The 22289-nt window shown below is 57.3% G+C and carries 33 protein-coding genes; 16 read left to right on the forward strand and 17 right to left on the reverse strand.

The window, feature by feature from the left end; genetic code table 11:
- Positions 1–7: 7 nt before the first annotated feature.
- The 16 genes from ACYZT6_RS02730 to ACYZT6_RS02805 form a co-directional block, all read right to left on the reverse strand.
- Positions 8–1027, reverse strand: a complete 1020-nt coding sequence (locus tag ACYZT6_RS02730) for a phage protease (protein ID WP_462025616.1) — start codon at positions 1025–1027, stop codon at positions 8–10.
- Between the two features lie 93 nt (positions 1028–1120).
- A complete protein-coding gene (locus ACYZT6_RS02735; RefSeq protein ID WP_462025617.1) occupies positions 1121–1933 on the reverse strand; it encodes a hypothetical protein in 813 nt (270 codons plus the stop codon).
- Between the two features lie 133 nt (positions 1934–2066).
- A complete protein-coding gene (locus tag ACYZT6_RS02740) occupies positions 2067–2543 on the reverse strand; it encodes a phage virion morphogenesis protein (RefSeq protein ID WP_462025618.1) in 477 nt (158 codons plus the stop codon).
- Positions 2544–2553: 10 nt separating this feature from the next.
- A complete protein-coding gene (locus ACYZT6_RS02745; RefSeq protein ID WP_462025619.1) occupies positions 2554–3384 on the reverse strand; it encodes a phage head morphogenesis protein in 831 nt (276 codons plus the stop codon).
- Position 3385: 1 nt separating this feature from the next.
- Complete coding sequence (locus ACYZT6_RS02750) at positions 3386–4882, reverse strand: DUF935 domain-containing protein (RefSeq protein WP_462025620.1); 1497 nt, start codon at positions 4880–4882, stop codon at positions 3386–3388.
- On the reverse strand, positions 4879–6378 hold the full coding sequence (locus tag ACYZT6_RS02755) for a hypothetical protein (protein WP_462025621.1): 1500 nt from the start codon (positions 6376–6378) through the stop codon (positions 4879–4881). The genes ACYZT6_RS02750 and ACYZT6_RS02755 overlap by 4 nt, the downstream gene beginning before the upstream one ends.
- Before the next feature lie 101 nt (positions 6379–6479).
- A complete protein-coding gene (locus tag ACYZT6_RS02760; RefSeq protein WP_462025622.1) occupies positions 6480–7031 on the reverse strand; it encodes a phage protein Gp27 family protein in 552 nt (183 codons plus the stop codon).
- A 2-nt stretch (positions 7032–7033) separates the two neighbouring features.
- The gene (locus ACYZT6_RS02765) at positions 7034–7327 is read right to left on the reverse strand and encodes a VpaChn25_0724 family phage protein (protein WP_462025623.1); all 294 of its coding nucleotides are present in this window, start codon (positions 7325–7327) and stop codon (positions 7034–7036) included.
- Entirely contained in the window at positions 7324–7629 is a 306-nt protein-coding gene (locus tag ACYZT6_RS02770) for a DUF2730 domain-containing protein (RefSeq protein WP_462025624.1), read from the reverse strand. Before ACYZT6_RS02770 ends, ACYZT6_RS02765 begins: the two co-directional genes overlap by 4 nt.
- Entirely contained in the window at positions 7626–7847 is a 222-nt protein-coding gene (locus tag ACYZT6_RS02775; RefSeq protein WP_462025625.1) for a TraR/DksA C4-type zinc finger protein, read from the reverse strand. Before ACYZT6_RS02775 ends, ACYZT6_RS02770 begins: the two co-directional genes overlap by 4 nt.
- A 6-nt stretch (positions 7848–7853) precedes the next feature.
- Positions 7854–8468, reverse strand: a complete 615-nt coding sequence (locus tag ACYZT6_RS02780; protein WP_462025626.1) for a lysis protein — start codon at positions 8466–8468, stop codon at positions 7854–7856.
- A gap of 195 nt (positions 8469–8663) precedes the next feature.
- Positions 8664–8882, reverse strand: coding sequence for a DUF7940 domain-containing protein (locus tag ACYZT6_RS02785; protein WP_462025627.1), 219 nt, complete (start codon positions 8880–8882; stop codon positions 8664–8666).
- A complete protein-coding gene (locus tag ACYZT6_RS02790; protein WP_462025628.1) occupies positions 8879–9373 on the reverse strand; it encodes a structural protein in 495 nt (164 codons plus the stop codon). The genes ACYZT6_RS02785 and ACYZT6_RS02790 overlap by 4 nt, the downstream gene beginning before the upstream one ends.
- A 134-nt stretch (positions 9374–9507) precedes the next feature.
- A complete protein-coding gene (locus ACYZT6_RS02795) occupies positions 9508–9924 on the reverse strand; it encodes a hypothetical protein (protein ID WP_462025629.1) in 417 nt (138 codons plus the stop codon).
- A gap of 66 nt (positions 9925–9990) precedes the next feature.
- Complete coding sequence (locus ACYZT6_RS02800) at positions 9991–10581, reverse strand: hypothetical protein (protein WP_462025630.1); 591 nt, start codon at positions 10579–10581, stop codon at positions 9991–9993.
- A 3-nt stretch (positions 10582–10584) separates the two neighbouring features.
- Positions 10585–11001, reverse strand: a complete 417-nt coding sequence (locus ACYZT6_RS02805; protein WP_462025631.1) for an XRE family transcriptional regulator — start codon at positions 10999–11001, stop codon at positions 10585–10587.
- Between the two features lie 85 nt (positions 11002–11086).
- Between ACYZT6_RS02805 and ACYZT6_RS02810 the strand changes: the two genes are divergently transcribed.
- The gene (locus ACYZT6_RS02810) at positions 11087–11299 is read left to right on the forward strand and encodes a DNA-binding protein (RefSeq protein WP_462025632.1); all 213 of its coding nucleotides are present in this window, start codon (positions 11087–11089) and stop codon (positions 11297–11299) included.
- 3 nt (positions 11300–11302) lie between these two features.
- Here ACYZT6_RS02810 and ACYZT6_RS02815 read toward each other — a convergent pair whose 3' ends face one another.
- Entirely contained in the window at positions 11303–11536 is a 234-nt protein-coding gene (locus ACYZT6_RS02815; protein ID WP_462025633.1) for a hypothetical protein, read from the reverse strand.
- Positions 11537–11648: 112 nt separating this feature from the next.
- Between ACYZT6_RS02815 and ACYZT6_RS02820 the strand changes: the two genes are divergently transcribed.
- From ACYZT6_RS02820 to moaE, 15 genes are all read left to right on the forward strand, one after another.
- Positions 11649–12128: a hypothetical protein gene (locus ACYZT6_RS02820; protein ID WP_462025634.1), complete on the forward strand. Its 480-nt coding sequence runs from the start codon at positions 11649–11651 to the stop codon at positions 12126–12128.
- Complete coding sequence (locus tag ACYZT6_RS02825; RefSeq protein WP_462025635.1) at positions 12125–12427, forward strand: helix-turn-helix domain-containing protein; 303 nt, start codon at positions 12125–12127, stop codon at positions 12425–12427. Before ACYZT6_RS02820 ends, ACYZT6_RS02825 begins: the two co-directional genes overlap by 4 nt.
- 10 nt (positions 12428–12437) lie before the next feature.
- A complete protein-coding gene (locus ACYZT6_RS02830; protein WP_462029902.1) occupies positions 12438–13370 on the forward strand; it encodes a hypothetical protein in 933 nt (310 codons plus the stop codon).
- A 3-nt stretch (positions 13371–13373) separates the two neighbouring features.
- Complete coding sequence (locus ACYZT6_RS02835; protein ID WP_462025636.1) at positions 13374–15149, forward strand: transposase family protein; 1776 nt, start codon at positions 13374–13376, stop codon at positions 15147–15149.
- The gene (locus ACYZT6_RS02840; RefSeq protein WP_462025637.1) at positions 15149–16330 is read left to right on the forward strand and encodes an ExeA family protein; all 1182 of its coding nucleotides are present in this window, start codon (positions 15149–15151) and stop codon (positions 16328–16330) included. Before ACYZT6_RS02835 ends, ACYZT6_RS02840 begins: the two co-directional genes overlap by 1 nt.
- A gap of 1 nt (position 16331) precedes the next feature.
- On the forward strand, positions 16332–16649 hold the full coding sequence (locus ACYZT6_RS02845; protein WP_462025638.1) for a hypothetical protein: 318 nt from the start codon (positions 16332–16334) through the stop codon (positions 16647–16649).
- Positions 16646–16999, forward strand: coding sequence for a hypothetical protein (locus tag ACYZT6_RS02850; protein WP_462025639.1), 354 nt, complete (start codon positions 16646–16648; stop codon positions 16997–16999). Before ACYZT6_RS02845 ends, ACYZT6_RS02850 begins: the two co-directional genes overlap by 4 nt.
- The gene (locus ACYZT6_RS02855) at positions 16992–17618 is read left to right on the forward strand and encodes a DUF3164 family protein (protein WP_462025640.1); all 627 of its coding nucleotides are present in this window, start codon (positions 16992–16994) and stop codon (positions 17616–17618) included. Before ACYZT6_RS02850 ends, ACYZT6_RS02855 begins: the two co-directional genes overlap by 8 nt.
- Position 17619: 1 nt before the next feature.
- Entirely contained in the window at positions 17620–18006 is a 387-nt protein-coding gene (locus ACYZT6_RS02860; RefSeq protein ID WP_462025641.1) for a DUF2528 family protein, read from the forward strand.
- 170 nt (positions 18007–18176) lie between these two features.
- Positions 18177–18629 (forward strand): gp16 family protein, encoded by a 453-nt coding sequence (locus tag ACYZT6_RS02865; RefSeq protein ID WP_462025642.1) that lies wholly within the window; start codon positions 18177–18179, stop codon positions 18627–18629.
- A complete protein-coding gene (locus tag ACYZT6_RS02870; RefSeq protein WP_448092458.1) occupies positions 18626–18988 on the forward strand; it encodes a Mor transcription activator family protein in 363 nt (120 codons plus the stop codon). The genes ACYZT6_RS02865 and ACYZT6_RS02870 overlap by 4 nt, the downstream gene beginning before the upstream one ends.
- Before the next feature lie 466 nt (positions 18989–19454).
- On the forward strand, positions 19455–20849 hold the full coding sequence (locus ACYZT6_RS02875; RefSeq protein ID WP_109628080.1) for a PhoH family protein: 1395 nt from the start codon (positions 19455–19457) through the stop codon (positions 20847–20849).
- A 230-nt stretch (positions 20850–21079) separates the two neighbouring features.
- On the forward strand, positions 21080–21553 hold the full coding sequence (gene moaC, locus ACYZT6_RS02880; RefSeq protein WP_462025643.1) for a cyclic pyranopterin monophosphate synthase MoaC: 474 nt from the start codon (positions 21080–21082) through the stop codon (positions 21551–21553).
- Positions 21550–21792, forward strand: coding sequence for a molybdopterin converting factor subunit 1 (gene moaD / locus ACYZT6_RS02885; protein ID WP_462025644.1), 243 nt, complete (start codon positions 21550–21552; stop codon positions 21790–21792). Before moaC ends, moaD begins: the two co-directional genes overlap by 4 nt.
- A gap of 2 nt (positions 21793–21794) precedes the next feature.
- A complete protein-coding gene (gene moaE, locus ACYZT6_RS02890; protein WP_462025645.1) occupies positions 21795–22247 on the forward strand; it encodes a molybdopterin synthase catalytic subunit MoaE in 453 nt (150 codons plus the stop codon).
- The last annotated feature ends 42 nt before the right edge of the window (positions 22248–22289 follow it).

Raw genomic sequence — 22289 nt, forward strand, 5'->3', positions numbered from 1 at the left:
GGGCCTCCTATCGTTTCGAGCGGGCTTCAGCGTCGGCCAGCAATGGGTTGGTGGTTTGGGGAATGGTCTGTCCGGCGCGGGTCTTGGTGGCGACTTCAGCGAAACTGACACCGCCGGCCAGGTCACTGAAGATCGCTTTCAGGCCATCGCTCAATGGCTCGCGGGCGTCCTCTTCGCCGAACTCCAACGGGGTTTCGCTGGAGTCGGCGTAGTCCAGTGCAGCAATCACCGCCGAGGCGTGAACGGGTTTCATGCCCGCTGCCACCAGTTTCTCGGCAAACTCGACGTTCTTCGCGTGGATGGCTTCCTGGGCAGCGGAGCGGGCGTCCTTGTCGTGTTTTGCGATGGTGGCCTTCAGGCGCTTGTTCTCCGCCTCCAGGGCGGATTTGTCTTGGACGGACATGTTGGTTACCTCAGTGGATCGGGTGGGGTCGGAGAAAGCGGGTTGATCGCCCGGTTCGGGCTGGCGGGCGATTTCGGCGAGGCTGTCGATAGCCCAAGATGGGGCCACCTGATCGGCGGTGTCTTTGTCGAATTTGCCAATGAGCCATTCGCGGAAACGGCGCCACATGTCGGAGTTGAGTTCGTGGCCGTAGTCGCCGAACTCGACAACGCCTTCCTCTCCGTCGGCCAGCTCAATGGGGCGTAGCCCTTTTACGGCTGGCGGTTGGGCGCCGAGAAAGCCGACATGGCGCAGGTAGTACACGCCGGGCACGGGGTTGTTAGCGGCGTCGGGGTGGTAGAAAGAGGCGGAAATTTTCTTGTAGCTGCCCTTGGCCACTTGCTCAGCGAATGCCGGGTCGACCTGTTGTGGTTCGGCGATCAGGCCTTGAGCAGTAGCCGTCAGCGACTTGACCCAGCCAGCGGCCGGGGCGTCATGCTTCGGGTGGCCGATGACCATCGGGGCTTCGTGCAGGGCCGGGTCGTACGCGTCCACCGTGGCGGCCAGATCAGACTCGCTAAAGTCGAAGCTGACGCCATTCATTGCGGTGTGGCTGCCGGATTTGAAGATGTGCAGTGGTTTCATGACTGTGCGCTGCGTGGAGGTAATGCGCACAGCCTGGGCCAATGAATGACCCAGGACTTTTAATCGAGTTTAAAGAGTGAGTTGGCTGTTAGCTCAGTAATTACCTTTGAGGTGGGGCGTGATTTTAAAACGCTCAAAGATCGGTCCCGAGCGAACCTGATTCAGGAGATTCCAATAGCAACTTTTACCAAAGGGATGCGTTATTTCAGCTGGATACTGATACCGATATCTGCCAGTGCCGTCGTATTCACGAATTATGCTTCGATGAAACTCGGGGGTGAGATAGGTCTGGATGCCCCACCAAAGCTCATTCAGGAATTCGGCAATTGTGCTTGCGTGATAGGCGGCGACATCGATGTGAAAGACTTCATAAATCTCCGGCTGCGCGAGAATCGCTTGGTGCAGTTCCACGTCTGCTCCAGCGTTCGACAGGAGGCGTTGCAGATCTTTCGCAACGCCTACCGAGCGAAGGAAATTATGCTTGGATAGATTGCCGCCGATTTTCAGCAGCAAGCTTCGAGATATTTGCAAAACTACCTGTTGATCAATAGACGGGAGCCAAGCGTCTACCTCGATTTCTGTATCCAGCCAGTTCGAAAAATTATCGATGGTCTGTTTCAGGTGTGCCACCGATCCGGATTGTTCAAAACTCGGTTCGTTGGCAATGGTCCGTAGTGCGTTCAAATAGGAGGTCTTCGGCACAGGGGCATCTTTGTCAGTGGTGGATAAAAAATCCACCAACGCGATTGAAAAAAATTGCTTGTGAGTAGACGACTCGAACCAAACGTTTTTGTGCTCCCCCTCAGCGATGACACTGAACATGGCTTTATTGACCATTGATCTAATCAGCTCAACCACGGCAGTAAGATAAACGACCTCTTGCTCCATTTTGTTCATCTGGCTCATCGCAATCTCACTTCTATGCGCGGCCCCGCATCAAGAGAGGCCCAATGAGCCTTTATAAAGCCTTTACGACGATTTTCCAGTGGCTGTGAGGATGAACCGGAGCTGCAAGGTCAGCTGGGTGCTTCTAGAGGGGTTACAGGCGGGCGGCTTTTTCCAGATGATTCACAGCCAACTCAAGAATGGCTTCCTCAGTTTCAGGCTGCAGCTCGCCCTCGGCGTTCATCGGTAAATACGGACGACCTGGTATGTCGCCCCACAGATGAGGGAAGTCCGACTTGTCACCACCGAACTGCATCATCGCTGCATAGGGTTTGTTGCTACCGACCAGTGCCGAGCTATCGGTCGCGTGAGTGGTGACCGAGGCCGCCAAACCAGCCGCACTGACCTGTAGCATCTGTCCAGGCCAGTTGCCGTTTTTTTCGCGGCGTGTGGTGGTTACATCGGACAGCTCAGCCCAATCGGGGCGACCTTCCGCTTCGAAGTTCTCCTCAGTCTGGCTGCCCAGCTCGGCAGCGATGCCGCGCATGAGTGGCGCGAGATCACCCACGGCCCACTCAACCTTCCGTAGGGCGGTCTGCAACCGTTGGTGATCCAGTTCGACGGTGAACATTAAAAATCTCCTAAGCGGCTGTCTGTTTGCGTTTGAGCATGTCGGCAAGGCCAGTACCGGGTGCGTGGTTGAATCCTGGATCTGTGCGGAATGTTACGGATTTGCCTGCCGCGTCCGTGGTGCGGATGCCTGTGACCGGCGCTGTTCTGACCTCGCCGGTACGTTTGTCGGTGCCGGTCTCCACGGTATCGGTGAACATACGCCCCTCGCTCGACACGACCTTCAAACCCCGACGTTTCACTGCGGCTTCGCTCAAGGCGACAACACGGCAGCGGCAGTTGAATCCGTTGGGTGGGAAGATCGCGGACCAGATGGGGTCATCGTGGCGGAACACTTGACCATGCAGTGCTCGGTGACTTGGTCGGGTCTTGCCATCCAGGATGGCGATGTACATCCAGTACGGGTGGGTGTCGGTGGTTTGCTCCATGTCGGCCTTACGGCCTGCCATGTAGGCGCTTTGCAGGTTGGTCTGATAGATCGTCTTGAGCCGGCGCGGGCTACCCAATTGCACCAGTTCGCCGACGCCCTCGCTATCGACAATGACCTGTTGCCCCCACCAGCCTTGAGTTTCCAGAGTCGGTTGCATGTTCGTGATGAACTGCTTGAGGGTCTGGCCGTCCTGCAGCGCGGTTTCCAGTGCTGCCCGAATATCAGATAGCAGATCGAGGCGCATCGCCTTGGCCACGGTAAAGGCCTGGTCGTGCGCCTGATCAAGCATGTCTTGCCAGTTCCAGGTGATCGCGTAGCCCTTGAACTTGAGGTAGGCGATGGCCTTTTCGGGCTCAAGGCCAAAGATGGCTTTGAGGTCGGTGGGGCTAAGACGTTTATCCGAGGCAGCCATATCAATCCTCCCGGTCCGCGCTGGCGCTCAACCGGCCCCAGGTATCAGCAATGAACAACAGGTTGGCAAGCTGTTGTTGAAGCGCCTCGCCGTCCATCTGTGGGAACGCTTCAGCAAGCAGACCGAGCGCCTCTGAGTCATCGCGGGCGCGCTGCAATGCTTCGATGAATGGCGCCACGGCCTGCTCGGCCTGTTGTTGCAACGCTTCGGCGGGCAAGCTGCCAATGGCCTGATCGAGGGCGATCTGATCCAGTAGTGGCCGTACAGTCGGCTCAGCAAACTCCGGTGATTCGGTGGTGGCCACCGCCTCATTGATATCGCCGTCCTGCAGGTTGTAAGTGCGTTTCCAGTAGGCACTGGTGAACTTCACCCCGGACTCGGTCAACGCCTTATCACGTTGGGCCAGTGTCCTGTCGATTTCTTCTTGTTCCCACAGCTCGTACAACGGCGCCACGACGTCAGTGCCGAAGTTGAGGTCGACGACCAGGCGAATACAGGCGTTCAATGAGGCGGCGACAATGCCCGCGTCACCGTCGCGAATGTCTTTCGCCACTTCGGCGCCAGCTGTCGCGCTGGCGCGGTTGCTGTCCTTCTCTGTGGTCTGGTTTTGCCCGAGCATGGCCACGTTGATCTCACTGCGGCAGTACTCCAACAACTCGCGGTAAACATCGGCGCTGCCGGCCTTGCCGGCGGCCTCGATGATCTGCACGCTGGAGTCGTCCGGGATGGCGGCGACGGCGTCTTGCACCATGGCTTCAAGGCTGTCGAGCAGCAAATCAGTTTCGCCGTCGGTGGCACCGCGTGGGTGTTTACCGATGACCCAAGGGCTGCCGTATTTCTCCGTGAACTGGACCCAGAATTTCAGGCCGCCTTTCATGAAGGTCGCCGGCCAAAAGCACATGCTCAGGTCTGGGAAGCCGTAGGGGTTGGCGTAAGTTGCGTCCTGTCTGGCCACGATGAAACGCTGCGGGTCGCACAGTTCGCCGTCTTGGCCGGCCTCTTTGGAGCGGAAGCGAAGTTCGTTGTCCTTGTCATAGAAAAACCACTCGGCCGGTTTGCCGAGCAGGTCTTCTGGAACCAGGTTCATGCCTACCGGCTGCCACATCAGCTCAACGGGCTGGTAACCGAACAGCGGCGCATCGAGCAGCTCGCGAATAATGCGATCCAGGTCAAGGTCAGTGAGCCAGTCACGGATGAAACTCTCGACCTTGATTGGCGCGACGCCGCGTTTGATTCCGCGCTCCAGTGAAAGCACGGAGGCCTTGCGACGCCGGACGTTGCCGCCTACCAACGCAGAGCTGCGCAGGTCCCGATAGACAGTGATGTCTTTGCCCTGTGCCTTGAGAATTGGGTCGGGGTTGGGCAGGTTGGCGCCGCTGAAGCCGCCCGCGTTGGAACGCCCACGAGTGGCAATATGTTGGTTGAGCGTCGAGCTGCGCTTGGCGTCGGCAAAGCTGACGAATTCGGTGGGGCTGACCCACAAGCCTCTCTTGTTCATGCGTATCCCTGAGTGATGCGTCTGCCCTGACGAGGGCGGCGTGATTTGACCGACACCGGGCCGGAGGTGACTTCCAGCGTGGCAAAGTTGGCCAGTGCGCCGGCCCCCGCGAAGTCTCCGTGGCGGTACAGATCCGGGTCTTTGAGGTCTTGTGAACGGGCCTTAACGATCATCGGGATGCCGTCCACCGTCTCGATGGCGCGTACGTCCTGGTGCAGATTGTCGTCCTGGGGAATGGTGATGGTGTTGTCTTCAAACAGTCCGACGAACTTCGGCATCCACGCGCCGTACCAGGCCCGACTGATTTTGACCTGTTTGATGAGGTTGTGGCCGAACTCGTCGGCGGTCTCTTCGGCGAGTGTTTCGCCGTTGCCCGACGCATCGAGCGCCGCACCACTAAAGCGAGGCAACCCGCGCAGCGTGTAGAACAGCACCAACTTTTGCTGGCGTGCAGGGACACGGTGCATCTCGATGACAAAAGGCACGTCCCGCTGGCGAGACTGGTCGACCGACATCGGGCATGCGATGGAAAAGTCACGGTGCCGGGCGTAGTCCATGCCTAGGTAGTGGCGCAGATCTGGAGCGAGTTGGCTTACCAGCGGCGCCAGATTGCGCTCTATCCAGTCCTCAACATAGGCATCGCGGCGTTGAACGGGCTGCTGGGTAAAGTCGTCCTGCAGCGCCAGGCGCAGTACGATTCGGCCGGGGCGCATGGCCTCATCGATCCACACGCCGGGAATGCACACGCCGTTGCCGTCACGTGGGATCGCATCAAGCTCTTCACGCATCTGTGCCTTGCGGGGGCCGTAGGCGTTGCGGATCTTCTTGTACCAGGCTTCCTTGTCTTCTGCCGTGGCCACCTTACCGGCCATGTAGCACACGCGCTCAAACAAGCCGTTGGCCACGGCATCGTCAAAGGTGGCCCGATAGACTTCGGCGCTGTCGCCATAACGTTTGTCCCGGATGTCGTTGACCATCTGGTTGAACGCGTTGCCCTTGCCGTTGTGCGTACTGATGATGACGATTCGACCGCCCCAAATCAGCAGCGCGGTGGCGGCATCGAGCACGGCCGACACGTCACGGTGAAACGCGGCTTCGTCGATGATGACCTTGCCCTGCAAACCACGCACGCCGGCCGGGTTACTGGACAACGCAACGATCTTGAAGCCCGAGGCGTAGCGGATGCGGTAGGCGTTGATTTGCCGGGTGTTGCCCGCATCGTCCTGGTCGTCGAACAGAAACTCCTCGATCTCGCTGACGCCCGACGCCTGAGCCTCGGCCATCACCCGGCTGAACTTCGCGCAGTAGCCGATGAACTCCAGGCCCTTTTCCTTGGTGTCGCCGATGTAGAAGCAGTCCATGCCGCCTGCAGACTTTTGCGAAGCAGCGGTGATGACCGAGTCCAATGCCTCGGCGAAGGTAATGCCGGTGCGTCGACCTTTTTCACAGAGCTTGATTTGTGCATCGATACCCAGCCATTCCGACTGGTGGGCCATCAAGATGCCCTCGTCCAACGGGTTGTACCCCGATGGTATTTCCCGGACGCTCGGTGGTAGCTCGTCCCACTCGATGACGCGCAGTGTGCTGGCAGAGGGTTTCATCGCTTCACGCCCAGGAATTTCTGGCGCCAGAACATGGCTTGATCTTCGGTCATGCCTTTGGCTTTCACGGCGCTATCCAGCTCGGCGGCTTGCTCCTGGAGCAGACGTTCGCGGGCCGCTTTCTCGATGACCTGACGCTCCTTCACGCTCATCGTCCGCGCCTCCATGGTGGCTTTGGCTGCGCGTGCCAGCGCCGAAACTTCGGCGATGGTCACCTCGTCCTTTTCATGAGCGCCCATGGCTGCTTGATAGGTCAGTGTCGAGATGGCTTCCACCAACAACACGCCGGTTTTGTCCGAGGCATCCTCGCCGAAGGCACCAACAAAGACTTCGGCCATCTCGCGCTGTTGGCGAACCTTGCTTGTCAGTTCGTCGAAACCGAGTTTGAAGCGACCCAGCGCACTGCGGCTGGGGGCTTTTTCGTTGGGAAAGCGCGCCTGGATATCTGACAGCATGTCGTCCAAAGTCATGCGGTCTTCGCGCAACAACTTTTGGATATAGGCCTTGACAATCGACGGCAGACGATTGATGGAGGACTTGCCCGCCATGGTTATGCCCCCGGCCGTTTGATACCAGGAACGCGAGCACGCCCTGCAGCAATGTCTTGGCCGCGCTCGCTGAGCGTGGCCACCAGCACCGGGCCGACATCGACAACAGTCAGAGCGCCTTGTTCGGCCAGCCAATGCAGCTCCGTTTTCACCTGATCACGGCTGAGTGTGTGGCCGTAACTATCCAGGGCCATGGTTAGGACAGAGCTGTTGGCGCGATAGGCCGTCATCTCGACCAGCAGGCGCAGGATCACCAGGCGAACGTCCTGGCGGATAAAGTCGGCGTATTGGCTCATGCTTTTTCTCGCAACAAGTAATCATTGATCCGATCCAGCGAACGGGCTAAAGGGCCGAGCGCATCCTTGACCCCCGACAGTTCGGCACGTACGGCTTTCATGTCCCCCAGCAGATCGGTCACGGCCGTCTGGTCTGGAAGGTGTCGAACGTGTTCTTCCAGGGCGACGATGCGGGTGCGCAGCTCCAACAGTTCCTGAGCACTGGCCGCCTGGCGTTTGGTCATCCAGGTGTAAATGCCGAGTACCGTGAGGATCAGCCACTGCACGGACTGAAAGCCGAAGTTGAGTTCGTTCAAGTTCATTCAAAACCCCGAGTGGCCAATAATTCCAAGGCGTCTATGCAATCAAAACAATGTTCGGTACCAGGCTCCGCCTGGCGACGATCTTCGGGAATGGCGTCACCGCATTCCTCACAACGGTAGGCCGAGCGACCTGAGCGTCGTTGCAACCCGCTGTTACGAACGCGCAGTGCAGCCTCAGCGATGTCGTCTTCTTCTGTAGCGTGTTCAGCTACATCCATAGGGCGTCAGTCCTTTTCTTGGAGATCAAGCAGGGCATTGAGCTGGGCAAGGTTGGATCGGGCCCACACGCCGTAGTCCTGGGCGTGGGCAAGAATGTCGGCGGCAGTGACGCCGCTTTCCAGTAGCTCGGCGTCAGTGCCGGTGGCGGGCCAGGTCGCTTTTTCAGAAGTAGTGGCAGTGGTGCCTGGTCCGGAGGCGGGCACACCGAGGGCGGTGTTGTAGTCGCGCAACCAGCCAGCAGTGAACACGCAACGAGGGATAGGCACAGCAGCAGCGCCAGGCGCGGCAATGTATTGGGTCGTGACATGGGGAATGCGCTCCTGGAGCTGGCGTTTTTCTTCTGTGAAACGGTCGACCGTGGCAGACAGCAGGGCCTCGGTTTCGGTGGCACGGTTGACTTGCTGCAGCAGCTGCACACGGTTGGCGGTTTCGACGGCCAGCGCCTGTTCTGCGTGAGTGCTCTTGAGGTTTGCCATGCCGGTGGCGCCCAACGATTCGGCGTAACGAAACCCGAAGCCATAGGCCACTGAACCCGCTGCCGCTGCACTGAGGAAGCAAGACAAAGCCATCGCAGCCAGGCGAGCCGGTAACGGCCAGACAAGCTGTTCAAGCGCGCCCATGACGATGCCTCAAGCGATTGCGTGATTTACGTGCACGGCGTTTTGCCGCAGTGATGCCGGTCTTTCCATGGGAGCTAGGAGGCATGACGCTGGATCTGATCCAGGTGCCAGCGGCTGTACTCGGAATAGTCCAGCGCCAGGCGCCAATCAAGCCCGCCATCAGCGCCGTGAAGGTCCTGCCAAACAGGTTCAATCTCATGGCTGAACCTCCCGATTAGGGGCTTGTTTGATCAGGCGAGCGACGAATAGCAGCAGTCCCAGACCGCTGTTGAACGCTGCGTAGGCCCTGGGTGAAAGCTGCGCCTGCCACATCGGTAGCAGCTCAAGTTGAGCGAAACCAAACAAGGCGATCAGCACGCCGAGTTGGACGCTGTAGAGTTTGTAGCAGCACCGCCAATCGCGGATCAGTTTCATGCGGGAACTCCCGCACCGTGCTGTACCCCGCGCTCGATGCCAGCCAGGGCCAGCCCATCCGCAATTACCGATTCGCCGTACCACTGTCCGCCAGGCAATGGACCTGAGCCGTTTTCATGGTGGATAACCGCCAGCACCAGGGCGCGCATGGTGTCGTACCGATACACATCGACGCCTTCAAAGTCCGGATCGAGACCCATGGCGCGAGCGACTTGCAGGGTGTACGCCTGTGTGTCGTTTTCGGAGGCCGGAGCCCAGCGCTCAACAATCTCGCGCACACTGTCGATCCGGCTGCCATCAGCGGCCAGACGCTTGTCCTGGTATGTGATGAGTACACGGGCAATAGCTCGAATGCCCCAACGTGGGCCATTGAACTGAACGAAGTTGGTATCAGACTGGGCAACGGCCATGCCTTGCCAGCGAACGCCCTTGGCATGACGAATGTTGCCGGGATTGAAGTTGCGGATACCGCGAGGGGTTTCGGGTCGCATGGGACGCCTCCTGTAATGGCGCCGCCACTTTCGGACGCCAGAAATACACACGCCGCCATGATGGGCGGCGTGGTACAGGAGGGCTTTTAATCGAGTTTAAAGAGATTACTAACTACAAAAACTTCTCTATGTGTTTACTCAATAACTCCAGTTGAGCGGTAGAGGCCTCGACCACCAGCGACTGCATCCGAGTGCGTGCTTCCTTGAATACGATTCACCGCATACAAAGACAGCAGTTCAGCGCAATCTTGTTTGGCTTTTGCGCCAAGAAGCACAGCATTGGCTCCTTCGATTACGTCCGTAGCCTCGGCATACTGGCCTTCAGCGCGAATTTTCTTGGTGATGAACCATGCGATGTTAGCGAGCTTTTCCTCATCCTCGACATTGCAAACGGTTAAGCCTCTTGTGAGTGCCGCCTGTGTGCGCTCCACCTCTGGAGAGCTACTTCTAACCGTTCTATCCAGGCTCAATGTCGTTAGCTTTTCCGCAATAGTCTGCGCACTTGCTGCCATGGAGCAAAATGACGCCAGAATAAAAAATATAACTTTCAAAGGTGATCTCCCTATTTAAAGTCTGAAGATGTCAAACAGGCGCTTTCACGCGCCTCCATATTCCAACTAGAACAAAATACCGCCAATACAGATACCGAGGAAGAATAATCCCGCTGCATTTTTCTGATGCAAAATCAAAAATTCCTTGATGGTCAGGTTGCCGGCCTCGGGAGTCGATAGTGTTTCCTGCCGACTTGGCACGAAGCCTTGGACAAACTCAAGGGTCATTTGCAGCTGAGTTTTTAAAAGGTTGTTGAGCTGTGTGCGGCCGAAGGTTAACTCGCAGAAATTGTTCATCTCAGCCTTGGCATCTTTTTCAGCAACGACCCGCAATACCTTGCCGACCAACCTACGTTTATCAGCTTCTTCTTGCAGATATTCCAGCCTTGCTTGCAACACGCCTCGTGCATTTAAGAACTGCTCAGCGGTGATTTCGCTAATTGTTGTGACCCCAAGCTGAGCATGAACAAGGCGCCAAACATCCCGCGGATCATCACCCAGTTCCTCGCACTTTGCGCGCAATTGATGTAGCTCCTTCCGCTGAGCTGTGACCAGCCCCCGCGCTTCAGCTTTGTCGGCAAGGTTGATATTGATGCCGTAATTGTTGATGTCACCAGCCGCCGCTTGGCCAACATCACCATGAAAATCCTGGCTCATGGGTTACTCCTTGGATTTCACATCCCCAAAATTGAAGGTAACACCTGCCTTGTTGGTGACATCGCCAGCAACCGACTGGCCCACCGCACCATGGAATGTTTGTTTGACAGAAGCAGAGCCGGCAGTGACAGCCGCGATAGCAGCCGCTTTTACCGCTAATGGTGCTGACCTAAATTTCTCTAGCAACTCAGTTTCATCCGCTGTGAGAGCACCCGCAGACCGCTCCCCAGTCACGATGTAAAGCGTATCTGCGCCGATCTTTGCAAGCGCAGCAAGGTAGTCCGCACCGGGATACCTTTCACCTTGTTCGTACTTCAGTTGAGCAAGCTTCCTGACTCCCCCGACAGCTCCAATCGCAGATTGGCTGTAACCCAGCCGCTCTCGCTCCTCTCTAAGGCGCTCTCCGATACTCAAAAGCATACATCACCACTTGACAGGTATCTTTTTAGATACCATCATGATTGCCACATAACCCAATTATCTTTGCATCACAGGAGCCACCACTATGGCCACCCATGCCAAAGCCCTAACCGCCGACCAGGTGAAAGAAAACTTCCGTCGTGTCGGCAAAACGATCACTCAATGGGCTATCGAAAACGGTTACACCCGTAACGAGGTGTACCGCGTCCTCAATGGCCAAGCCAAAGCCAACTACGGCAAGGCCCATGATATTGCGGTCAAACTTGGTCTCAAACCCTCCATGGCGTTGGCTGCGTGATGGCTACCTTGACGTCCTACGAGCGTCCCGCGCTCCAGCCAACTGATCACACAGCCAAGCTATTGTCTTCGTTGCCTCGCCTTCAATTGGTTGACCCGGCCAGCGGATCGGTAGCAAAACCTGATCAATGCGTTCCGGTTTCACTACTCCTTCTACCTCAAGCATCGCAACAAGGCGCAACCAGCCTTGTGCCAGAGCATTCACCTGGGCTTCCAGCTTTTCAATTTGGTCGGTCATATCTCGTATCCATGTCGGCGAATGTACCCGAAAAGATTGCGCCTGGAGTAATCCTTTTGCCTAGTTGCAAACGGAGTAATTGTTTGGAAATAGTTCTACTGAGGGCGTTCCAATGAATCGCCGTCGCTGGAAGAACGCCCAACCGACCTCACTGCGCCATGCAATGGAGCTGTGTAAGGACTTCGCAAAGGAGGCCCACAACAAAGGCGTGGAGCGCATCGCCGATGAGATGGGGGTCACTGATCATTGGTCGGTTTACAAGTGGCTGCAGACTGGTCGTATGCCTGCCAATTTTATCCTTCCTTATGAACGGGCCTGCGGCTGCGATTTCGTCACGCGCTGGATCGCGGCTAGTTCGGGCCGACTGACCATTGCAATGCCGACAGGTCGCAAGTGCACCGCACAGGACACACAAGCCCTGCAGGAAATGCTGACCACCGCGACCGGAAAGCTGTTGGCCTTCTATGCCAACAACTGCGAAGCCGATGAGACCCTTGCTGCCATCCAGGCGGCGATGGAGGGGCTTGCCTGGCACCGGGGCAATGTCAGCCAAACCCAACAACCACAACTCGAACTGGAGGGACAGCCATGAGCCGTACCGTCTCTGCCGCTGCACGAGTATTGCGTGTCCTCAAAGCGCTGAAGGGCCACACGGTAACCGGTCTCAGCAATACCGAACTGGCTCAGTTGGCAAAGGACAGCCCCAGCAACATCACCCGCGCCATGCAAACCCTGATCGAAGAAGGGCTGGCGGTGAAGTTGGATAACGGTCGGTTCGCTCACTCCGTTGGCATGTTGCAAATCGCCCAGGCCCATGCCGAACACATGGCCCGCCTGACCGACCGGATGCAGGAAATCAATCAACGTATCGCTGCTGGTTCAATGAAATAAGGGGATGAAGATGGGACGCAAACTACAGGAAGTCGCTGAGGCAATTGACCTGCCCGCACTGGATGGTGCTGCACTGACTGCTGATCAGAATTTGATGGCAACGATGCTGGCTTCGCACAGCGAGGAACGTGACCTCGTAAATCAGTTGCTCGGGCAGGCTCAAGCTGCTGGTGCTTTTGAGGATTTTTCCCGGACGGTCCGGATTTCAAAATTAGCCTTCGTCAAAGAAAACAAGCTCTACAGGGCAATTAAAGGCATGAAACTCCGGACCGGTCCGGAAATTTTGACCGGCACTTGGGAAGAGTTTTGTCAGGTGCTCGGTCGCTCAGTTGACCAGGTAGATGAGGATATTCGCAATCTTCGCCTGTTCGGTGAAAGTGCCCTCGACTCGATGTCCCGCATGGGCATCGGATACCGCGAAATGCGCCAGTACCGACGCCTACCTGAAGACGCAAAAGCCGCATTGATCGAAGTTGCCAAAGCCGGGGACAAGGACGCGTTTGTTGATCTTGCCGAAGAGATCATCGCCAAGCACGCCAAGGAAAAAGAAGAGCTGACTCAGCGCCTCGATGAGACCAACGCCGACTACGAAGCGCAAAGCGAAGTCATGGCGAAGAAAACCGCCGAACTGGACAAGACCAAGCAAGAGCTGGAGAAAACCCGCAAACGCATTCAGTCGATGCCTGCCGATGAGGCCGCGAAAGAACTACGCCAGGAAGTCGCAGCCGTTGCATACGAGGCCGAAGCCAACATCTTGGGTTCGTTGCGTGAAGGCTTCACCAAGCTGGAGGCGCACGCCGCAGAAAGTGGTGAAGACCATCGCACCTTTAAAGCCGCTCTGATTCACCAACTCGAAACTACCTTGGCATCGGTGCGCAGCGAGTTTCACCTGCCCGAACACCAGGGCGACACCCCGGTATGGCTGAGTCAGGCAGAGGCTTAATTCATGAACCCAGTACAGACCCAGCAACTGGCGCAGATCGCCCTGCGCGCCGATAACGCACCGCACGGTCAGCGTACAGCCGTCTACAAGGCGGGCGCGGCTGAGCTGGGTGTTTCCCTCCAAACACTTCAGCGCAAGCTGAAGGAGGTCCGAGTGGCCAAGCCGCGTAAACGTCGCAGTGATGCAGGTAACAGCGCCTTGCCATTGGAAGAAGCCCGTCTGATATCAGCAGTGCTCCTGGAGTCGATCCGCGCCAACAACAAGCAGTTATCCACCATCGAACGTGCCGTCGAACGGCTGCGCAGCAATGGCCTGATTGTGGCTGGCCGGGTGGATGAAGAAACTGGCCTGCTGCGCCCGTTGACCAGCGGCGCAATCAGTCGCGCCCTGCAGAGTTACAAGTTGCACCCGGAACAACTGCTGCACGACGCACCTGCGGTATCGCTGGCCAGCAATCATCCCAACCATGTTTGGCAGGTGGACGCATCGATCTCGACGCAGTTCTACCTCGCTGATGATGGCGCACGGGAGATGAAAAAAAACGAGTTCTATGACGGCAAGCCCAGCAACCTGAAGAAGATCGAACGTCAGCGGCTATGGCGTTACGTCATCACCGATCACACCAGCGGCACTTTGTACCTGGAGTACGTGCTGGGCGCTGAGTCGGCGGAGAACCTGTGCAACGTTTTGATCAACGCGATGCAAAAACGTCACGGGTCAGACCCGTTTCATGGTGTGCCTTGGATGCTGATGACCGACCCAGGTGCAGCTATGACCAGTGGCATTTTTCGCAACCTTTGCCGTGCCATGTCTATCAACTTGATCATCAACCAGGTGGGCAATGCACGGGCCAAGGGTCAGGTCGAACAGGCGCACAACATCGTTGAACGTGAGTTTGAAAGTGCGTTGAAGTTTCAGGCGGCGAACAGCCTGGAGCAGATCAATACCTGGGCTGACAAGTGGATGCGTTACTACAACGCCACCGCGATTCACACCCGTACACGGCGCACCCGGTATGGCGTATGGCAGCTGATCAAGCAGGAACAGCTGCGCTTGGCTCCGAGCATTGAGGTCTGCCGAGAACTGGCGGTCAGCACGCCGGAGTACCGCAAGGTCAGCAACCTGTTGAGAGTTTCGTTCCGTGGCGCTCAGTTCGATGTCAGCTCGGTACCGGGCGTAATGGTCGGCGAGAAGCTGCTGATTACCCGCAACTGCTGGCGCGACAAGGATGCTGCCATCGCAGTCCTGGTCGGTGAAGACGGCCGCGAAAACTATCACGTTATCGAGCGGATCGAGATGGACGAGTTCGGCTTTGCCGAAACTTCGGCAACGATTGGTGAGCAATATAAGAGCCACGCCGAAACCCCGGCCCAGGTATCGCGCAAGGTCCTGGAACAGCTCGCTACCGGCACCACCAATCAAGCCGACGCCGAAGCCGCTCGTAAGGCCAAGGCTGTGCCGTTCGGTGGCCTGATCGATCCGCACAAACATGTCAGCGACACCGTGCTTCCGTCTTATCTCCCGCGTCGCGGTACGTCACTAAACGTCAATGCCCCGACAGTGGAGCACGCCCTGTTAACCCATGTCGAGGCGGCGAAGTGGCTGCAACCACGTCTGGCCAATCTCTGGTCCGCAGAAAGCTTCAGCTGGCTGCAGCAGAAATATCCGGAGGGAATTCCCCAAGAGCAGCTTGATGCCATTGAGGCCGAGCTGAAACGACCTGTTGAGGTCATGCGCAAACCGTTCAGCCTGGTATTGGCTGCGGTTGGAGGTGATTGATGTTGAAGCTAAAGCAAATTTTACAGGGGGTAGGCCGCTCGCAATCGGCCTTGGCCGAGTCGCTGAGTCTCAGCGGAGCCACAGTGGCCCAGCTGCTGAACCACGGCCACTGGCCGCGCAGTCTGGACTGCGACGAACTGCAGGGGCGCATTCGTGTGTTCCTGACCGAATCTGGCGCCAACGATGCCGATATCGCCAACGCCTTTGAAGAAGTGGATCTGCCGTGCGCCAACACGACAGATCCGGCCCTTAAAAAAGAGCCGTCCGGGGAGGACGAACCTATGTTACTGCCTAAACAGACCTTGCAGCCAAATACCCGCAAAGCCTTCAGCCTGTTCCGCGATCCGTTTGATGAGCTGCAGTGCGCCCAGGACATGTGGGTCAGTCCAGACATTCGCTACGTTCGCGAGATCATGTATCAGACCGCTCGCCACGGTGGGTTCCTCGCGGTCGAGGGTGAGTCCGGCGCGGGTAAAAGCACTCTTCGCCGTGACCTGGTGAACCGCATTGCTGAGAACAATGACCCGGTGATCATCATCGAGCCCTATGTCCTGGCTTCCGAAGACAACGACACGAAGGGTAAATCCCTCAAAAGCACTCACATTGCTGAGTCGATGATGGCTGCTGTCGCACCACTGGCGAAACCCAAGAGCAGCCCCGAGGCGCGCTTTGCTCAACTGCATAAGGCTCTGAAAGAGTCTCACGCAGCCGGATACCGCCACTGCCTGGTGATCGAAGAAGCACACAGTCTGCCGATCCCGACGCTGAAACACCTCAAGCGCATCCTGGAACTGGAGGTCGGGTTCACCAAGCTGGTGAGCATCATCATGATCGGACAGCCGGAACTGGGCGTGAAACTCAGCGAACGCAACGCCGATGTGCGTGAAGTCGTTCAGCGTTGCGAGCGGGTCACCTTGACGCCAATCGAAGGTGGTCGCCTGGAAGAGTTCTTGAATTTTCGTTTTGACCGTGCGGGCAAAGTGCTCGGCGAAGTCATTGATGCCAGCGGCATTCAGGCCATTGCGGCGCGACTGTCCCAGCCCAGCCGGCGTGGTGTTCGCGACGAGACGGTTTCCCTGCTGTACCCGCTGGCCATCGGCAACCTGGTGATCGCGGCGATGAATCTCGCGACACAGCTGGGCGTGCCAATGATCACCGCTGACGTTGTGAAGGGGGTGTGACGTGGCGAATCTTTCTCTCGTGCCGTCGCAGCCAAAACCACCGCTGAGCCTCTTGGCACCAGAATTTCAGCCATTGCTGTCGACGTTCAACGACTTAACCCGCGATATCCGCGCAGCAGGCGTTCCTGTCCTGGAGCTGAACTTCCTCGAAAAACGCATCGTTGTCTCGATCAATGATGTGGACCTAGTCGCACGCCGGTTTGCTCACGAAATTCGCGGCCAGAGCAGTAAGACGCGAGATTCAATGACTCGCCACTCGGTGCAGATTCGCGGCATCTACGTTTCATGGTTTTCCCAAGTGAAGGAGCAGGACCAATGACTGCGCCAATCAACCAGTACTTGCGCTTGGAAGGTCGGCAGTTCGCGCTTGAACTCGTCGAGTCGTTCGGTGAACAGCTCTACACGCTGAAAGGTGTGGCCAATGCGATCACCAAGTTGACAGCCGCCACGCTGAACAAACCTGAAAGTCACGCAGTCGGCGTTCGGGACATCATCGAAGTACTTCAAAAAACGCTGACTGCCTCGGCGCACCAGGACTCGGCTAACAGCTGTGAAAACTGCGCAATGGATCTGGCGACATGCGATTGCGTGGACACCAAGCCCGTCCAATGGGCCATCAGCCCGAGCCGGAAAGGCGCCACCACCATTGAGGAAAAAGATGATGAATAACGCCCCGCAAACTTTAGTGCCCGAAGGTTTTTGGCAAGATGCACAGGGCCGGATGGTGCCCGAAAGTCTGATCAAGCCTATCGACATCGAGCGTGATCGATTGGTGCGTCATCTGGTGGATCGCGCCAGTGAACTCAACACCGAACTGGTCGACTTCAAGGCAGTCGCGTTTGGAGATATCGAAGCGTTTATCGAGCTGAGTGCCGAACAGTACGACATTAAACTTGGCGGCAAGAAGGGTAATGTCACTCTTTATAGCTTCGATGGACGCTTCAAGATCCAGCGCTCAGTGCAGGAGTCGATAGCGTTCGATGAACGTCTGCAGGCTGCACGGGCTTTAATCGATGAATGTCTGCGTGACTGGACCCAAGGGGCTCGTCCAGAGGTGGCCACCCTTGCCAATGACGCATTCCGCACCGATTCCCAGGGTGAGATCCGTACTGCTCGGGTACTTGCGCTGCGCCGTCTGGACATCAAGGATGAGCGTTGGCAGCGAGCTATGCAGGCAATCGGCGAAGCGTGCCAGGTAGTTGGCTCCAAGTCCTACATCCGCGTGTATGAGCGGATCGGTGACTCGGATCAGTACCGCGCCATTAGCCTTGATATTGCGGGGGTGTGATATGACCAACCTCAAGACATACACGCTGAAAGACACGTGGAAAGAATGGGAAATCACCCTTGAGGTCGACCACGACATCCTGACCTCAGAGCGCGCTACCGTGATCAACACTTTCTGGGCTAGTGCTAATGATCGTCTCAATGAAGCAAATGACGACGTAGTGCGTGCCGTAATCAAGCTTGCCGCCGAGGGGTGGGTTTTTGACTTGCTGGAGGCCGGTGGCATGCGGGTCTCCGATGGAGAGCAGTCACGGATATGGACAGAGGACCGCCACAACAAGGAAGGATGGGGCGGAACCGTGCAGGGCTCAGATTTCGGTTGGTGTGGCATTCGCTTGGTCAACGCTGAGATCGAGGTCGATCTCGATCTTGCGTTTGAGGAGGCGTGAGATATGACCGGTTTACAGGTGAATACCGTTGCTGCGCCGCTCTGGCTCATCGCCTCAAACACTAGCGCAGATCCTTGGTTTGCTGTGGCGTGTGCTGCGGTTTTCGCATTGCATGGCATTTCTTCGATGATTTGTCTTTACATGACGCGCGCAGTCTCTGGAGGTGTTCGGTGAAAAGCGCGCCTTCCAATCCTGAGCGCCTGCGTTACATCAAGCTGATCCATGTCGCTCGGCGCGAACTACGCATGGATGACGACACTTATCGCCTGATGCTTGCGGGCATGAAAGGTTTGGACGGGGCAACCTCGACCGCAGACTTGAGCGTTCCAAACCTGGTGAAGGTTTTGGAGCAGCTCAAGCAGCGGGGCTTTAAGGTTCGTCCAAACTCGGCAGGAAAGCGGCCGAAGGCCAAGGATGAGCAGTCCAAGAAAATCCGTTCGCTGTGGCTGACCCTCCATGATCTGGGCGCCGTCCGCGATCCTTCCGAGGAAGCTCTGGCCAATTTTGTGCTGAACATGACAAAGGTCTCAGCACTGCAATGGCTCAACACAGGCCAGGCCAGTCGAGTTATTGAGAACCTGAAACAGTGGCAGAGCCGCGTGATTATTAAGGAGGGTGTATGAAAGAGCCCAGTAGCACGGCAGGCGAGCTGCTCCAGACCTTGGCGGACCACGTCACCCAGTCAGCGAAAGAAACGCTTCACGTCAGTGACGAACTCGCCGAGGCACACGGTATTGAAGTTGCCATGCAAATGGCTACCGTTTGGGGTGGCCAACAGCTGTACATGCCGAAGGGTATTCACATACAGGCGTCGAAGCTGCATCAACAGATTTTTGATGAGTGGAAGGGTCGCAATCATCGTGAGATCGCCATGAAGCACAACATCTCGCTGGCATTCGTTTACAAGGTGGTTAAAAGAATGCGGCAAGCAGTCATCGCCCGTGACCAAGGCGATCTGTTCACCACCCACCTGGATGAGTAGACACCGGAACAAAATAGCCTCTCCTGCCTACACTGCACCCCGGTCACCAGCAACAGACCGGGGTCACACCTGATTGCACTGGCTGCAACTCAATTCCAAACCCCATACCACCATGGACCATCGAATCCCGGATTGTCTCGGGTTTACCTCACAGCTACCCTGGTATTTATCTCAGTCCTAAACAGCAGGCGGACTTCCGACTTTAACGGGGTGATGGCCATCCGCCTAGTGCTATTGGTCACTCTGAAAAATAAACTTCAAAAAAGCGTCAAAGTACTTTTTTCTGTCATGGGTTTTGGAGTATTACGAAGACAGACCGCCGAAACCTGCAACACAGGTGGCGTCTCCCAAGACCCAGTTTGTGTGAGCAGTTCACTTGAATCATCACAGGTGAATTCGGTAGTCACTTCGAGGCGCAGCACCGCCAAGGTATTGCGTCGAATGGCTCCCACAAAGGTGACCGAGTATGGATGATCACGGACGTAGTTCTTCCTCCAACCAGCCAATCCTTTATGTACTCGATACCAACGTATTGATTCACGATCCAAACGCCCTGCTTAACTTCGAAGAACACCACGTTGCCATCCCGATGACCGTGCTTGAGGAGCTGGACAAGCTCAAGAGCGGGCATCACAGCGTGGCTGCGGAATGCCGTCAGGCGATTCGCCTGATCGACAAGACGCTGGGCGATGCCAGCCCCGAAGACGTAGAACTCGGTGTACCGATCCAGCGTGGCAAAAGTGGGCCGAAGGGTTTGCTGTCAATTCTGATGAGCAAACGTGCTGAACCGAACATCATTCTTCCCGAACACCTGAACGACAACATCATCATCAACCAGTTGATTGACCTGCACGCGCGCGAGCCGAAACTGCCCGTGGTGCTGGTCACCAAAGACATCAACATGCGCCTCAAGGCCAGGGCGTGCGGGATCGCGGCCGAGGACTACAGCACCGACCAACTGGTCGACGACGTCTCGCTGCTGCCCAATGGTTATCACAACATGGACGGCTCCTTCTGGGATCGCGTGAAGAATGTCGAAACCCGCCAGGACCACGGTCGCACCTGGCATCAGGTGCAGCTGATCGACAACCTGCCGGCTGTGCATATCAATGAGTTCATCATCGATGAACAGGGTTTTGTCGGCTGGATCAAGGAGATCGAGGAAGACCGCCTGCTGATTCTCGACCTGCATCAGGAACCGCTGCTGCACCAGGAAGCCTGGGGCCTGAAACCACGTGACATCTATCAGAGCCTGGCGCTGTACGCCTTGCTCGATCCGGATATCCACCTGGTCAACCTGACGGGTGCTGCCGGCTCCGGGAAAACCATTCTGGCGCTGGCCGCGGCGATCGAGCAGACCATGGTCAGCAAGCGCTACCGCCGCATCATCGCGACGCGCAGCGTGCAGGGCCTGGACCAGGAAATCGGCTTCCTGCCCGGCACCGAAGCGGAAAAAATGGAGCCTTGGCTAGGCGCCATCACCGACAACCTCGAAGCCTTGCACATGGATGACGAAAACACCCATGGCAGCGTCGATTACATCCTCAGCAAAGTGCCGTTGCAGTTCAAATCCCTCAACTACATTCGAGGCCGCAGCTTCCAGCAGAGTCTGATATTGATCGATGAATGCCAGAACCTGACACCGCATCAGATGAAAACCATCATCACCCGTGCCGGCGCCGGTTCCAAAGTGGTGTGCCTGGGTAACCTGGCGCAGATCGACACCCCTTACCTGTCCGCGACCAGCTCCGGACTGACGTACCTGACCGAGCGCTTCAAAGACTTCCCGAACGGTGTACACATCACCCTGCAAGGGGTGCCACGTTCGATTCTGGCCGAATACGCCGAATCGCATTTGTAACCACGTCACCAGAACCGGACGGCCCCAAAAGCCGCCCGGTTTTTTTATGCCCAACACAAATCCCCTGTGGGAGCGAGGCTTGCCCGCGAAGACGGCGGCACAGCCAACATCAACATGCCTGACACACCGCCTTCGCGGGCAAGCCTCGCTCCTACAAGGACATTGCAATCAAACGTGCGGAAAATTGACCCGCAGGTTTACAATCGACGCTCCTGATCAGGAGTAACCCCGTGCTGACTCATCTCGATTCCCAAGGTCGCGCCAACATGGTCGACGTCACTGAAAAAGCCGTGACGTTCCGTGAAGCGACGGCCCAAGCGCTGGTGCGCATGCTGCCCGAAACCCTGCAGATGATCGTCAGTGGCGGTCACCCCAAGGGTGATGTGTTCGCCGTGGCGCGCATCGCCGGTATTCAGGCGGCGAAGAAAACCAGCGATCTGATCCCTTTGTGCCATCCGCTGATGCTCACCGGCGTCAAAGTCGAGCTCAGCGCCGAAGGCGATGACACCGTGCGCATCGTCGCGCGCTGCAAGTTGTCCGGGCAGACCGGTGTCGAGATGGAAGCTCTGACGGCCGCCAGTGTGGCGGCGCTGACCATTTACGACATGTGCAAGGCCGTGGACCGTGGCATGACCATCGAAAGCGTGCGGTTGCTGGAAAAACTCGGTGGCAAGAGCGGCCATTACCGGGCAGATCAGCCATGAACGTCACCGTGAAGTTTTTCGCTCGTTACCGCGAAGCGCTCGGCGTGGATTCGGTGACGGTTGAGGGTGATTTCGCCACGGTCGACGATGTGCGTGCGCTGCTGGCTCAACGTGACGGTGCCGATGTGCTGAGCGAGCAGAACCTGATGTGCGCCCGTAACGAGGACCTCTGCCAGCTCGACGAGCCGGTGACTGAGGGTGACGAAGTGGCGTTCTTTCCGACCGTGACCGGGGGCTGATCATGGCGATTCGCGTGCAATCTACGGCCTTCGATCCGGGTGCTGAAGTCAATGCCATGCACGCCGCCAATGTCGGTGTTGGCGCGGTGGTGAGTTTCGTCGGCTACGTGCGCGACTTTAATGACGGGCTCGATGTGGCCGGGATGTTTCTCGAACACTATCCGGGCATGACCGAAAAAGCCCTCGGCAAAATCGCCGTTGAAGCTGAACAGCGCTGGCCGCTGCTCAAGCTTGAAGTGCTGCACCGGATCGGCGCCCTGGAACCGGGCGAGCCGATCGTCTTCGTCGGCGCCGCCAGCGCCCACCGCCAGGCAGCGTTCGACGCCTGCGCCTTTGTCATGGACTACCTGAAAACCCGTGCGCCGTTCTGGAAGAAGGAAAACACCAGTGACGGGGCACGCTGGGTTGACGGACGTGACAGCGATCATGCGGCGGCGGATCGCTGGAAGCAGTAATTCCTGCGGTGTCTGCAAGTACGCCTTCGCGGGCAAGCCTCG

The organism is Pseudomonas sp. RT6P73 (assembly GCF_054897715.1).

Excerpts from the sequence above, each read along its gene's own strand:
- ACYZT6_RS02875 (WP_109628080.1), top strand. The coding sequence starts at position 19,455 with ATGGATGATCACGGACGTAGTTCTTCCTCCAACCAGCCAATCCTTTAT.
- ACYZT6_RS02835 (WP_462025636.1), top strand. The coding sequence starts at position 13,374 with ATGAACCCAGTACAGACCCAGCAACTGGCGCAGATCGCCCTGCGCGCC.
- ACYZT6_RS02855 (WP_462025640.1), top strand. The coding sequence starts at position 16,992 with ATGAATAACGCCCCGCAAACTTTAGTGCCCGAAGGTTTTTGGCAAGAT.
- moaE (WP_462025645.1), top strand. The coding sequence starts at position 21,795 with ATGGCGATTCGCGTGCAATCTACGGCCTTCGATCCGGGTGCTGAAGTC.
- ACYZT6_RS02785 (WP_462025627.1), bottom strand. The coding sequence starts at position 8,882 with ATGAAACTGATCCGCGATTGGCGGTGCTGCTACAAACTCTACAGCGTC.
- ACYZT6_RS02775 (WP_462025625.1), bottom strand. The coding sequence starts at position 7,847 with ATGGATGTAGCTGAACACGCTACAGAAGAAGACGACATCGCTGAGGCT.
- ACYZT6_RS02805 (WP_462025631.1), bottom strand. The coding sequence starts at position 11,001 with ATGCTTTTGAGTATCGGAGAGCGCCTTAGAGAGGAGCGAGAGCGGCTG.
- ACYZT6_RS02860 (WP_462025641.1), top strand. The coding sequence starts at position 17,620 with ATGACCAACCTCAAGACATACACGCTGAAAGACACGTGGAAAGAATGG.
- ACYZT6_RS02790 (WP_462025628.1), bottom strand. The coding sequence starts at position 9,373 with ATGCGACCCGAAACCCCTCGCGGTATCCGCAACTTCAATCCCGGCAAC.
- moaD (WP_462025644.1), top strand. The coding sequence starts at position 21,550 with ATGAACGTCACCGTGAAGTTTTTCGCTCGTTACCGCGAAGCGCTCGGC.
- ACYZT6_RS02830 (WP_462029902.1), top strand. The coding sequence starts at position 12,438 with ATGGGACGCAAACTACAGGAAGTCGCTGAGGCAATTGACCTGCCCGCA.
- ACYZT6_RS02740 (WP_462025618.1), bottom strand. The coding sequence starts at position 2,543 with ATGTTCACCGTCGAACTGGATCACCAACGGTTGCAGACCGCCCTACGG.
- ACYZT6_RS02820 (WP_462025634.1), top strand. The coding sequence starts at position 11,649 with ATGAATCGCCGTCGCTGGAAGAACGCCCAACCGACCTCACTGCGCCAT.
- ACYZT6_RS02770 (WP_462025624.1), bottom strand. The coding sequence starts at position 7,629 with ATGAACTTGAACGAACTCAACTTCGGCTTTCAGTCCGTGCAGTGGCTG.
- ACYZT6_RS02730 (WP_462025616.1), bottom strand. The coding sequence starts at position 1,027 with ATGAAACCACTGCACATCTTCAAATCCGGCAGCCACACCGCAATGAAT.
- ACYZT6_RS02760 (WP_462025622.1), bottom strand. The coding sequence starts at position 7,031 with ATGGCGGGCAAGTCCTCCATCAATCGTCTGCCGTCGATTGTCAAGGCC.
- ACYZT6_RS02750 (WP_462025620.1), bottom strand. The coding sequence starts at position 4,882 with ATGAACAAGAGAGGCTTGTGGGTCAGCCCCACCGAATTCGTCAGCTTT.
- ACYZT6_RS02745 (WP_462025619.1), bottom strand. The coding sequence starts at position 3,384 with ATGGCTGCCTCGGATAAACGTCTTAGCCCCACCGACCTCAAAGCCATC.
- ACYZT6_RS02825 (WP_462025635.1), top strand. The coding sequence starts at position 12,125 with ATGAGCCGTACCGTCTCTGCCGCTGCACGAGTATTGCGTGTCCTCAAA.
- ACYZT6_RS02735 (WP_462025617.1), bottom strand. The coding sequence starts at position 1,933 with ATGAGCCAGATGAACAAAATGGAGCAAGAGGTCGTTTATCTTACTGCC.
- ACYZT6_RS02810 (WP_462025632.1), top strand. The coding sequence starts at position 11,087 with ATGGCCACCCATGCCAAAGCCCTAACCGCCGACCAGGTGAAAGAAAAC.
- ACYZT6_RS02765 (WP_462025623.1), bottom strand. The coding sequence starts at position 7,327 with ATGAGCCAATACGCCGACTTTATCCGCCAGGACGTTCGCCTGGTGATC.
- ACYZT6_RS02850 (WP_462025639.1), top strand. The coding sequence starts at position 16,646 with ATGACTGCGCCAATCAACCAGTACTTGCGCTTGGAAGGTCGGCAGTTC.
- ACYZT6_RS02800 (WP_462025630.1), bottom strand. The coding sequence starts at position 10,581 with ATGAGCCAGGATTTTCATGGTGATGTTGGCCAAGCGGCGGCTGGTGAC.
- ACYZT6_RS02840 (WP_462025637.1), top strand. The coding sequence starts at position 15,149 with ATGTTGAAGCTAAAGCAAATTTTACAGGGGGTAGGCCGCTCGCAATCG.
- ACYZT6_RS02870 (WP_448092458.1), top strand. The coding sequence starts at position 18,626 with ATGAAAGAGCCCAGTAGCACGGCAGGCGAGCTGCTCCAGACCTTGGCG.
- ACYZT6_RS02755 (WP_462025621.1), bottom strand. The coding sequence starts at position 6,378 with ATGGCCCACCAGTCGGAATGGCTGGGTATCGATGCACAAATCAAGCTC.
- ACYZT6_RS02780 (WP_462025626.1), bottom strand. The coding sequence starts at position 8,468 with ATGGGCGCGCTTGAACAGCTTGTCTGGCCGTTACCGGCTCGCCTGGCT.
- ACYZT6_RS02815 (WP_462025633.1), bottom strand. The coding sequence starts at position 11,536 with ATGACCGACCAAATTGAAAAGCTGGAAGCCCAGGTGAATGCTCTGGCA.